The following is a 12733-nucleotide window of genomic DNA, read 5'->3' as shown; positions in this document are numbered from 1 at the left end:
CGGATTTTATTTTAACTATTTATTTTTCATATGCCCTAATCTTTCTGTTACAGCATTCATCATTTCTTGGTATTTTGTTAACTTTGCTCTTTCCTGAGCTACTACATTTTCTGGTGCTTTACTCATAAATTTCTCATTTGAAAGCTTTCCATTAACTCTATCAAGCTCTGATTGCAATTTTACCTTTTCTTTTTCAAGTCTTTCTATTTCTTTTTCAAAATCTATTAAATCTGCTAAAGGTAACGCTATCTGAGTTCCTTCTATAACTCCTGTTGCTGTTTCTTCTGTTATATCAGCTTTGTCATGAGCTACAGATGTTTCAGTTATGTTTGCCAATGTTGCAAAGTATACTTCTGAACCAACTAAATATTCTTTTACAGTATCATTAGTTGGAATAAATATAGCTCTTGCTTTTCTTGATGGAGCAACATTCATTTCAGCTCTAATGTTTCTGATTTTTGTTACTGCTTCCATTATAAACTGCATTTGTTTTTCAGCAATTTCAAAGTTTTCAGCTTCGTTATATTTAGGCCACTCTGCTTTTATAAGTCTTGATGAAGTTTCAGGTAAATTAGTCCAAATTTCTTCTGTTATAAATGGCATAAATGGATGTAATAATTTTAAACACTCCTTCAATACCTTTATAAGTGTATATTTAGCAACATTTTTAGTTAATTTATCTTCTCCATAAAGTCTAGGTTTAACTATTTCAATATACCAGTCACAGTACTCATTCCATATAAAATCATATACGCTTTGAGCTGCAACTCCCAACTCAAATTTATCTAAGTTTTGAGTAACTTCTTTTACCACTGTGTTAATTCTTGAAATAATCCATTTATCTTCAAGTCTGAAATTTTCCTGAGCAGCTTTTTCATCTGCCAATTCACCATCTAAATTCATTAGTACAAATCTTGATGCATTCCATAGCTTATTTGCAAAGTTTCTGCATGCTTCAAGTTTTTCTACCTTGTATCTTGTATCATTTCCCGGTGAAATACCTGTCATTAGCATAAATCTAAGTGCATCAGCACCATATTGATCTATCACTTCAATTGGATCTACCCCATTGCCTAACGATTTAGACATTTTTCTTCCTTCTGCATCTCTAACTAAACCATGCATAAATACGTATTTAAATGGAACCTCTCCCATTTGCTCTATGCTTGAAAATATCATTCTAGCTACCCAGAAGAATATTATGTCATAGCCTGTTATCAAAACATCTGTTGGGAAGAAATAATCCAATTCTTTAGTTTTATTCGGCCATCCTAAAGTTGAAAAAGGCCATAAAGCTGAACTAAACCAAGTATCTAGTACATCTTCATCTTGTTTAATATTTGTACTACCACATTTTGTACATTTATCAGGGTGATGTTTTGAAACCATTATTTCTCCACAATCCTGACAGTAATATGCAGGAATTCTGTGTCCCCACCATAATTGTCTTGAAATACACCAGTCTCTAATTCCTTCTAACCAGTTATTATAGATTTTTGTGAATCTCTCAGGTATAAATTCTACCTCTTTTTTTGCTGCTGCTTCTAAAGCTGGTTTTGCAAGCTCTTCCATTTTAACAAACCATTGGTCTGAAACTCTTGGTTCAACTATATTGTGACATCTATAACATGTTCCTACATTGTGTGATGTATCTTCTATTTTTTCTATAAATCCTTTTTCTTCTAGTTCCTTTACAAATGCTTTTCTACATTCATATCTATCCATACTCTCGTATTTGCCTGATACTTTATTCATAGTACCGTTTTCGTTCATGCAAGAGATTGATTCAAGGTTGTGTCTTTGACCGATTTCAAAGTCATTAGGGTCATGACATGGTGTAATTTTAAGTGCTCCAGTTCCTTTAGATATATCAGGATACTCATCACCTATAATTTCTATTTCTCTACCTACTAACGGAACTATAACTTTTCTTCCAATTAGGTGTTTATATCTTTCATCATCATAATGACATGCTATAGCAGTATCTCCGAATATAGTTTCAGGTCTTGTTGTAGCAACTACAAAGTATTCATCTTTATTGTCTACATACGGATATTTAACATAATAGTATTTACCTGGTTTGTCTTCATGTTCAACCTCTGCATCCGACAATGTAGTCATACAATCAGGACACCAATTTATCATTCTGTTTCCTTTATATATAAGTCCTTTTTCATATAATTTACAAAATACTTCTGTTACTGCTTTATTGCAACCTTCGTCCATTGTAAATCTTAATTTTGACCAATCGCATGAATCACCAAGTTTTTCCATCTGCTCAATAATTCTTCCGCCAAACTCTTCTTTCCAATCCCAAGCTCTTTTTAAAAATTCTTCTCTTCCTAAATCTTCTTTTGACTTGCCTTCTTCTTTTCTAATTTTTTCTACTACCTTTACTTCTGTTGCTATACTTGCGTGATCTGTTCCTGGTAACCATAAAGTTTCAAAACCTTGCATTCTTTTCCATCTAATTAAAACATCTTGTAATGTATGGTCAAGAGCATGACCCATGTGAAGCTGACCTGTAATATTTGGTGGTGGAAGCACTATTGTAAATGGCTCTTTTTCTTCATTTACATCCGCCTTGAAGCAACCTTCTTCAAGCCATGTGTTATAAATTTTTTCTTCAAAATCTTTTGGATTATATTTTGTATTCATAATTTATCTCCTACTTTTTAATCTATCTAAAAATATTTTAATTTCTAATTATTCATATATATAGCTATAACAAGCCCGACTGCTGAAACTAGCAAGCTTAATGACTTAATCTTGACGAGGTCCTTTATATTTTTAATTTTTCCTTTTTTAAAAAATCTGTCTGAGCTGAAATTAACCACTGCACCAGCAATTACTATTATTAATCCAATTTCCAACCTAAATAACCTCCTTAAAAATTGCGACTCCAGCATAAAAAAACGCGCGCTTTCTCTCCTGTATAGGACGAGAAAACCCGCGGTACCACCTAAATTCCAATTACGGCTCTTAATTTTTTATCGGTTTTTATCCGTTTAATCCTACTACTATTTCAGATTAAATGCTCCAAAGCTACATTCAACATTAATTTCCTACAAAATCTTTCAGCTTATAAATTTTGCTCTCTAAAAGGTTTTAATATTTACTCCTCTTTTTCATCACATAAATTATTTATCTATTATCTTTATATGATATACAACTTCTAAAATATTGTCAATAGTTTTTTAGTTAGTTTTTATCAAATATAATCAGTCATTTTTTACTAAACACTAATATAAAACCAAAATAACATACAATTTGCTAAATTATTATTTTTTTCAACAAATATAGTGACTTTTTATTGTGTTTTTGATACTATAATTACTGTTATTATTTACTTTAGAAATATTATATAACTAAGGGGATATTCAATGAATAATCTAAGGAAAAATTATAAAAACAATATTATAGGCAGTTTATTGGGAGCATTTGTTTTGTCAAGTGGTGGCTATTTAGCTGCATATCTTAGAGATGTTGGTGGTACAGATTTTCATTTTGCTATGTTAAATGCACTTCCTTCAATGTTTGCGGTACTTACTCTTATTCCAGGTGCAATAATTATTGATAGTACAAAGCATAAATTGAAGATTACATTATTGATATGTTTTTTATCGAGATCATTTTTCTTATTATATGCTTTGGTTCCTTTCCTACCAAAAGAATTTCAAGCAATTTCTTTAGTTATACTTTTAGGACTTAGAAATGCTCCCGAAGCAGTTTGGAACATTGGTTATCAATCGCTTATGGCAGATGTTTTTCCTATAGATAAACTAAATGAAATTATTGGTAAGAGGAACAAATACAACAATATATTAACCATAGGTTCAACATTTTTACTTGGAACATTTTTATCGCTTGATGAAACATTTCCTATAGATAATTTATTGCTTTTTCAAATATTATTTGTTTTTACCTTCTTTATAGGTATAATTGAAATTTTACAGTATAAAAAATTTGATTTTGAATCGAAACCAGTAGAAAAAAATGGTAGCTATGTTAAAAGACTATTTCACGTAATCAAAACACTACCTCAACATCCAAAATACATAAAATATTGTGCAACAGTTATGATATTTTATCTTGGTTGGCAAATGGCTTGGCCACTATATAACTTATATCAATTAAATGTTTTAAATGCTAATGCAGCTTGGGTAGGATATTTTGGAATTACTTCTACTCTATCACAAATTATAACAATCGGGCTATGGATTAAGCTAAGTCAAAAAATCGGTAGTAAGCCTGTTCTTGGAATAGGAATGTTCTTAATGGCTTTATCACCTTGTGTTTATGCAATTAGCAAAACTTTGCCAATGTTGCTTGCAATGCAATTGATAGTAGGATGTGGTATGTCTGCCGTTCTAACTTTATTATTTAATGAACTTATATATGTTTGTCCAGATGAAAACAGAACATTGTACATATCACTATTTACATGTCTAACTCAAATAACAAGCTCATTTATGCCTTTTGTTGGAATATATGTAAAGGAAGCCATATCAATTCAAGCAGCACTTTATATAAGTGGCGGAATTAGATTTTTAGGCTCAATAATATTTTTGTTAGCATGTAGAAACAATAAAAAAGCTGAAAATTTATAGCTATTATATATTTAATTAAAAAGAACCTATACAAAACGCTTGTTACTTTGTATAGGTTTCTAAATTTACTACATATTCAACTCACCTAACTATATTTGTAAATTAATTTTGAATTGTTACAATATATATAGGATTTTGTCCCATCATCATATTATAGTTTCCTACATTTTTAGATTTTGCTATACTTAGATTTATTATTTCCTTTGTTTCAAAATCAAACTTTTCTATACATTTTAGAGTTTCACTTATGGTTTCAAGTGTTATTGAGTTTATAACAATTCTTATATTCTTATTTTTCTCTAAAAGTATCTTTATTATTTCTACTAAGTTTCCCGAAGAACCACCTATAAATGCATGCGTTGGCGTTGGCAAACCTTCCAATGCTTCTGGTGCAAAGCCTTCAACCACTTTAATATTCGGCGTTCCGAATTTAATTTTGTTCTTCTCTATAAGTTCAACAGCTTCATGTTTTTTCTCAATGGCATAAACCATACCTTCTGTTGATATAAGCGCCGCTTCTATAGAAACTGAGCCTGAACCTGCCCCTATATCATAAACTACCGAATCTGAAGATAAATTAAGCTTAGCTATTGAAACAGCTCTTACCTCGCTTTTGGTCATTGGTACTTTTTTTTCACGTATGAATTTCTCATCACTTATACCTATATTTAATTTTGTAGAGTAGTTTCGATTTTCTATTATAACTGATGATAATACCTCGAAGTTTTGGTTTAACAACTCACTCGGAGTACCAACTGATATTTTTTCGTCTATGTATGATAATCTTTCACCTACATATAGCTTAACATCACTTAAATTGTATTTTATTAATTCTTCACACAATTTTTTTACATCAATATCTCCGCCAACAAGTGTAAACACTCTGTAATTTGTTTTAACAGCCTGTACTATATTATTATATCTTCCATGTAAACTACATAACTTTATGTCCTGCCAAGATATTTTTAATTTACTGCACATATATATTGGTGAACTGATACCACATATTAATTTAACACTATAATTTTCAAGTGTTTTTAACAATTTTTTTGCGCCACTATAAAATCCTACATCACCTGACATTACAATTACAATATTTTTATACTTCGTATTTACTTGTAAAAACTCTTGTATATCTTTAGGCAAAAACGCACAATATATATTTTTATTTAGTTCAACACAACTTTCAAGTATTCTTTTAGCACCTATTACAATATCAGCGTTTTTTATTGCATTGTAAGCTTCATTGGTCATCAATTCTTTACATCCTACACCAATTCCAACTATATTGATATTTACTAATCTATCAACAGGCTCTTCTCTTTTTTTACTAATTTGTTCACAATTTAGTTGTTTACTGTTAATAATACTAATTACCTCTTCATAATTGTAACCCTCTTGCTGTTTAGGTCTTTTTACAATTAAGCACTCAATTTCTAAATCATCACAAGCATTAATTTTTTCTAAAAAGCCACCTTTGTTACCAGATTCCTTAGTCACCAATATCTTTATATCAAATGATTTTATTAATGCTTTATTTAAATCTTTTGTAAATGGACCTTGCATTGCAATAATATGGCTTGAATCGTATCCATTTTTTCTGCATAGCTCAAGTGAAGCATCTAACGGCAATACTCTTGGATAGATTCTTTCTTTATAGTTTGGAATTTCCGTAAATTTATCGAGTTCTTTACTACCCGTAGTTAACAATATATTTCCTTCAACTAATTTTAAATATTCAACTATTTCTTCTAATGCATCAAAACACTTAATATATTTAGAATCAACCTTATTTATATCCGACTCTCTGTTAAGTCTAATATACTGTAAATTAGTAGTTTTAGCTGCATTAATTATATTGTTAGTTACTACACTTGCATATGGATGAGTTGCATCAATGACTAGACTAAATTTGTTGAATACAAAAAAATCTATCATCTGCTCATAGTCAAGTCTTCCAACATGAATGTTTTTAGTTTGAAGCATTAACTCCTCACCATATTCCGTTGCAACACATACTATAAATGATAAATTTTTAGTATTTAAGTATTCTACCAATTTTCTACCCTCTGTTGTTCCTGCAAATACACAAATATTTAGCATACTAAAAATTCACCTCCTGATTTTCTATACATATTGCTATCGTAACGCCATCATGCGCTATCTTTTTGACAATAAATTTTCCACAACCAGATGATTTGAACGCAGCCCTTTCACACACATTGTCAACACCTGTGATACTTTTTACAAAATCAGATGGTGTAAATTCTCCATCTAATAAATTTAATTCTTCCGAATTGTAAAAGTTTATTGGAATATCATATTTATCTGCAAATTGTAATAATCCTTTTTCATCACTTTTTAAATCAATTGATGATATTGACTTTATAGCCCTTAAATTTATATTGTATTGCTGCAATGTAGTATGGAACAAGCTATTTATTTTTTCAACTGATATATTTCTTCTACACCCTATTCCTACACACAAAGACTTTGGTATAATATGTAGAGTGCTATCAAAAAGTTTATCAGTTTTATATGATACGTATATTCCAAGTTCTCCGTTATCCTTATAAGTTAAACCACTTGGTAAATTTCCTTGTATTTTTATATCTGTTTTAAATGGTACATCTTCATCAAGTATCCTAGCTGAAATGTCCTTTGCTATTCTCATACTACCAATTTGCAAATTATTTTTTACAGCCCATGCATCCACTGAAAATTTATTATTTATATCCGTTGCTGTAGTTATAATTGGTGTAGCATTTATTCCTTTTGCTATCTTCAAGGTTAAGTCATTTGCACCGCCTATATGACCCGATAAAAGCGATATAACATTAATTCCACAGTCATCAATAACAATAACAGCTGGATCAACAGATTTATTTTTTAAAAATGGAGCTATTGCCCTTACTGCAATGCCACAAGCGCCTATAAATATTAATGCTTCTGCCTCGTCAAACACCTCTCCAACCTTAGTACAAATTGATCTTTCACCTATAAATTCATAATCAGTCGCTAATTTAGTTGTAGTATAACATGCAACATCATCAAAATAGTTTGCAATCTTTTTTGCCAATTGACATCCTTTATTTGAATATGCAAAAATACACGTTTTCATTATTTTTTAGCCTCTCTAAATTCAGTTGTAAATGTTGGATCATAAAGTTTTGAACGATCAAAATTATCTCCCAAAAATCCACCTACAGTAATCAAAGCTGTTTTAGTTATGTTATTTTTGCTTGCAGTTTCCGCTAATGTGCTTACTGTGCATCTAAATATTTTTTCGTCATCCCACGTAGCTTTGTATACAATAGCCGCCGGTGTTTCTTCTGAATATCCACCTTTTATCAATTCAGCCTGCAATTCTTCAAGCAATCCAGTGCTTAAAAACAATATCATTGTAGCTTGATGTTTAGCTAATGATGCTATTCTTTCTTTCTCAGGAACTGGAGTTCTTCCAGCCATTCTTGTTATTATTACTGTCTGTGATACATCGGGTAATGTATATTCAGCTTTCAATGAAGATGCTGCTCCACAAAATGCACTAACTCCCGGTACTACATCATACTCAATGTTTAGTTTATCAAGCTCTATCATTTGCTCTTTTATAGCTCCATATATGCTTGAATCTCCAGTATGAAGGCGTACAATCATTTTTCCTTCTTTATCTGCTCTCATAATAACATCTGAAACTTCTTCAAGTGTCATTAAAGCACTATTATGTATTTCACAATTATTTTTTGCATAATTCAGTAATTCTCTATTAACAAGTGAACCAGCATAAATTATTACATCTGCTTTTTCGAGATAATTTTTACCCCTAACTGTTATCAAATCTACTGCTCCTGAACCAGCTCCTACAAAATGAACCATTAGCCTAATTCTCCTTTAATTTGTTTTATAATTTCATCTGTATTTTTTGTACTACCTAAATATCCGAGTTTCTGAGAAAATGTAACAACTGCAATATCACATTCTTCAAAAACACGTCTGTTTACATTAAAATATATTTTATCCAACAAGCTTTCTATAACTTTATTCTTTAAACCTACTCTATCTAAAATCTGCAACATATCATCAGTAGTTACTGAACTCAAAATTTGCTTTACTGTATCTGTATTCGCTCCACACAAAACACTATGTGCACCAATCAACTCCGCTCTGCAATCACCATATTTTGAATGTGTATTAAATATTCCTCCAGCAAGTTTAACTATTTTACCAATATGACCAACCAATAAAACTCCGTTGTACCCCAAGGAATACGCATAATCTATTGCTTCGCCTATATAGTTGCTACATTTTACAGATTCATCACTTAAAAGGCTAAAATTATCATTCAAAAAATCTTGTCCATAATTTCCGGGTGTCAATACTGCATATTTTCTATTTTGTGCTTTTTTTACATTCAATTCTGCTTTTATAGTATCAATTATTGCAATTTCACTCATCGGCTCAACAATACCACTTGTTCCAAGTATAGATATTCCACCAACAATTCCCAATCTTGAATTAAAGGTTCTTTTTGCAATATTTTCGCCTTCTGGCGCTGAGATGATAACTGAAAATCCACCTTCATAATTGTATTCATCACATATAGTATTTAACTCTTGCTCTATCATTCTTCTTGGAACTGAATTAATTGCTGCTTGCCCTACCGGTTGGTTTAATCCACTCATTGTTACTCTACCTATACCAATCCCACCATCAATAACTATTGCTTTTTTAGGTATGGTTGATACTTTTGCATAAATGAGCATATCTCTTGTAGCATCTATGTCATCACCACTATCTTTACGAACTGCACAGCTTACATATTTATCATAAATTTCAACTTCATGTATCTCAACATCTATATCTATACCCTTTGGTGTATGTAATTTTACTCTTTCAACTTTTTCATTTGTTAGTAGCATTATAGCTGCTGCCTTTGATGCTGCAGTTGCACAAGAACCAGTTGTGTAACCAAGCCTAAGCTTTTTTCCATCCTTGGTTATATATTCTCTAAGCATTTTATCTTTTTAATTGATAAATTAAAGCATTGCATATAGCAGCAGCTACATTGCTTCCACCCTTTCTACCTTTGGCAACTATATATGGTACATTTGTAGTCATAATTAATTCTTTAGATTCAACTACGTTTACAAATCCAACTGGTACACCAATAATCAATACTGGATTTATTTTATTTTCATCTATAAGTTTTTTTAATTTAATAAGTGCTGTTGGTGCATTGCCAACTGCTATAATACACGGTTTCTTTAGATTACATGCTTTTTCCATAGATACTGAAGCTCTTGTAATTTCACGTTTTTTTGCCTCTTTTGCAACATCTTCATCACTCATAAAGCAGTGTGCTTCCCCTCCTAATGAAGAGAGAATTGTTTTATTTATACCTGCTTTAGCCATCTGAGTATCTGTTACAATATCACAACCATTTTTCAGTGCTTCTAAAGCTTGTTTACATGCATTATCAGAGAACACTAGGTTATCTACATAATCAAAATCAGCACTCGTATGTATAACACGTTTAATGACAAGTTCATTTTCAGCAAGTAAATTTATATCTCCTAATTCTTCTGTTATAATTTCAAAGCTTCTTTTTTCTATCTCATTTGGTTTTATACTATACATAATTTTCTCCTAAGCATTTTTTATAAAAATTTTCTGCAAAATGTAAATTTGAATAAAAGTTAAGATGTGGATATCCAGCGTATAAAAAATCATTTGATACTACACATTTCCATGTTTTTTTGTTGGTTTTTTTAGCAGTGAAACTATCTCCACATTCTGTCAAATCATAATAATGAAATTCATGTGCTTTAATTTTTTCACCTTTTTTGCATAACATATTATTTTTATTAGCTGTAAGTGTAACATATCCAAATCTCATAAGTTTCCCAGTGTTTTCTGATTGCCCTTCAAGATATGATACCATTTTGTATGTATCTATACTATTTGCTAGATACATAAATCCACCACATTCAGCTATACATGGAATATTATCAGAAAGAGCATCTCTTATAGATTTTAGCATAGTTAAGTTTTGTGATAACTCTTTTACGTATAGTTCTGGATATCCTCCACCTATATACAAGCCATCTATATTTTTTGGTAACTCAACATCATTTAGAGGACTAAAATATAATAAATTTGCTCCCATTTCTTGTAACAATTCTAAATTATCTCTATAATAAAAACAAAACGCTTTATCTTTTGCAACTGCAATATTAATACTATGATTAAATTTTTTAATAACTGGGCTTTTAAAAACATTTTCTTTTGCATAAGAAGCAAGCTTTATTAAATTATCAATATCAATTGTATCTTCTACTACTTCAGCTAATTTATTTAACTTAATTTTTATATCTTCAATTTCTTCACTTGTAACTAATCCTAAATGTCTGCTACCAAAAATCAAATCTTTAGATAGCTTAGGAATATAACCAAGCACTGTAATATTTCCTTCAAATTCTTCCTCTATAAGCTGTTTTATGGCGCTAAATGTTGTTTTTGTTATATTATTAAGTATTACTCCCTTAATATTGTTATTTTTCTTGTATTCAACAAATCCCTTCAGCGTTGCTGCTATAGATGTTGCCATTCCTTTACAATTAATAATCAATATAACTGGAGTATTGGTTATGTTTGAAACCTCATATGTAGATGATTTTGTTGTATTAAGCCCAGCTCCATCATAAAAACCCATAACCCCTTCTATCACGGCTATTTCAGAATCATTGCTATTCTTTGCCAATAAATATTTTATTGAGTTTTCATCACAAAAGAACGAGTCCAGATTTGAACTTTTTGCTCCAATTATTTCTCCATGAAACATAGGGTCTATATAATCAGGCCCACATTTAAAAGATGACACCTTTAGTTTTCGATTTACAAGTGCTTGCAATAATGCAACAGTTACAGTAGTTTTACCGCAATTACTTGATGTACCGGCAATCATAATTCTTGGTATATTATTATTTTTCATTAAGATATTCTACCACCTTTTCAACATCATAAAATATTGGGATTCTATTTTGTTTAGCAATTTCAATAAGCTCTTGATTAAATTGATTATATAGACCAATATGTGCCCCAACGTCTACTAATACTGTGCTCTTAACAACAGCTTGTTTCGCCTCATTTATCAATTCTTTTGATACTGGTTCAAATGCCTTTGAAGAATATATTTTTTTAGCTAAAGATTTTGCTACTTGAAAATCCACATCGTTTTCGTAAAGTATACCTGTATTAAACGATATACGTTTTTTTTGTAATTCTCTATAATATAATATACCCTTACCCTCTCCACCTACAATAAAAACGTTTTTATCACTTGTTATTTTAGGTAATTCAACACTTCCAAACAACATATTATATGAACTATTATCTAATCCATACAATTCATTTATTATTTCTTCTTTAAATATATCTTTGGGTGTACCAAATCTAGATATTTTATCACCTTTTACACACGCTACTTTATCCGATATTTTCGGTGCTAAATCTATTTCATGCAATGACATTATAATGGTAATATTTTTTTCGCGCGACATATTTCTTAATATATCTAGCAAATCTATTTTATGCTTTATATCCAAATATGATGTAGGTTCATCAAGAACTATAATTTCAGGTTCTTGACATATTGCTCTAGCAAGCATAATACGCTGTCTCTGACCATCACTTATTGATAAAAAATCTCTATCTTTTAAATCAAGCGCATGCACCTTTTTCAATGAATCACATACAATTTCATCATCTTGTTTTGTTAATTTACCAAAATAATTCGTATACGGATAACGTCCTGACGCAACAATATCTTCACATGTCATCATTTCAGGTCTTATTTTATCTGTTAAAACTACAGCCACTTTTGTAGCTAAGTCTTTATTAGTCATATTATTTAAGCTATTTTTATCTATGTATACAATTCCTTTTATTGTTGACAAATGCTTTGTTATACTTTTTAAAATAGTAGATTTTCCAGAACCATTAGGTCCTATAAGTGTTAATATCTCGCCTTTTTTTATTTTTATATTAATATTATTAATTAAAGGTATATTATTATAACCAACACATAAATCTTCTGTCCTAAAAAAATAATTTTCAGTCATATA

10 protein-coding genes and 1 other annotated feature are annotated in these 12733 nt (G+C 30.4%); of the genes, 1 reads left to right on the top strand and 9 read right to left on the bottom strand.

Annotated features, from left to right (window positions below; translation table 11 throughout):
• Positions 1 to 15: 15 nt before the first annotated feature.
• Complete coding sequence (locus tag JYG23_RS11820; protein WP_207235873.1) at positions 16 to 2658, bottom strand: valine--tRNA ligase; 2643 nt, start codon at positions 2656 to 2658, stop codon at positions 16 to 18.
• A 44-nt stretch (positions 2659 to 2702) separates the two neighbouring features.
• Positions 2703 to 2873 carry a hypothetical protein gene (locus JYG23_RS11815; RefSeq protein WP_207235872.1) on the bottom strand — a complete coding sequence of 57 codons (171 nt, stop codon included), beginning with the start codon at positions 2871 to 2873 and terminating at the stop codon, positions 2703 to 2705.
• A gap of 60 nt (positions 2874 to 2933) precedes the next feature.
• Positions 2934 to 3141, bottom strand: a binding site (T-box leader).
• 242 nt (positions 3142 to 3383) lie between these two features.
• Here JYG23_RS11815 and JYG23_RS11810 point away from each other — a divergent pair.
• On the top strand, positions 3384 to 4610 hold the full coding sequence (locus JYG23_RS11810) for an MFS transporter (RefSeq protein WP_207235871.1): 1227 nt from the start codon (positions 3384 to 3386) through the stop codon (positions 4608 to 4610).
• 102 nt (positions 4611 to 4712) lie between these two features.
• Here JYG23_RS11810 and cobK read toward each other — a convergent pair whose 3' ends face one another.
• From cobK to JYG23_RS11775, 7 genes are read right to left on the bottom strand one after another with little or no spacing between them, the layout of a single operon-like run.
• On the bottom strand, positions 4713 to 6713 hold the full coding sequence (gene cobK, locus JYG23_RS11805; protein ID WP_207235870.1) for a precorrin-6A reductase: 2001 nt from the start codon (positions 6711 to 6713) through the stop codon (positions 4713 to 4715).
• A gap of 1 nt (position 6714) precedes the next feature.
• Positions 6715 to 7731, bottom strand: coding sequence for a cobalt-precorrin 5A hydrolase (locus JYG23_RS11800; RefSeq protein ID WP_207235869.1), 1017 nt, complete (start codon positions 7729 to 7731; stop codon positions 6715 to 6717).
• On the bottom strand, positions 7731 to 8486 hold the full coding sequence (gene cobM / locus JYG23_RS11795; protein ID WP_207235868.1) for a precorrin-4 C(11)-methyltransferase: 756 nt from the start codon (positions 8484 to 8486) through the stop codon (positions 7731 to 7733). Before cobM ends, JYG23_RS11800 begins: the two co-directional genes overlap by 1 nt.
• Positions 8486 to 9625 (bottom strand): cobalt-precorrin-5B (C(1))-methyltransferase CbiD, encoded by a 1140-nt coding sequence (cbiD, locus tag JYG23_RS11790; protein ID WP_207235867.1) that lies wholly within the window; start codon positions 9623 to 9625, stop codon positions 8486 to 8488. Before cbiD ends, cobM begins: the two co-directional genes overlap by 1 nt.
• A gap of 1 nt (position 9626) precedes the next feature.
• Entirely contained in the window at positions 9627 to 10247 is a 621-nt protein-coding gene (locus JYG23_RS11785) for a precorrin-8X methylmutase (RefSeq protein WP_207235866.1), read from the bottom strand.
• Positions 10240 to 11601 carry a cobyrinate a,c-diamide synthase gene (locus JYG23_RS11780; RefSeq protein ID WP_207235865.1) on the bottom strand — a complete coding sequence of 454 codons (1362 nt, stop codon included), beginning with the start codon at positions 11599 to 11601 and terminating at the stop codon, positions 10240 to 10242. Before JYG23_RS11780 ends, JYG23_RS11785 begins: the two co-directional genes overlap by 8 nt.
• Positions 11591 to 12730 carry an ABC transporter ATP-binding protein gene (locus tag JYG23_RS11775; RefSeq protein ID WP_207235864.1) on the bottom strand — a complete coding sequence of 380 codons (1140 nt, stop codon included), beginning with the start codon at positions 12728 to 12730 and terminating at the stop codon, positions 11591 to 11593. Before JYG23_RS11775 ends, JYG23_RS11780 begins: the two co-directional genes overlap by 11 nt.
• Positions 12731 to 12733: the final 3 nt, after the last annotated feature.

This window comes from Sedimentibacter sp. zth1, assembly GCF_017352195.1.
In the GTDB taxonomy this organism is placed as follows: Bacteria; Bacillota; Clostridia; order Tissierellales; family Sedimentibacteraceae; genus UBA1535.
The sequence above is the reverse complement of the archived record's forward strand: the minus strand, read 5'-3'. Positions and strand labels throughout refer to the sequence as shown.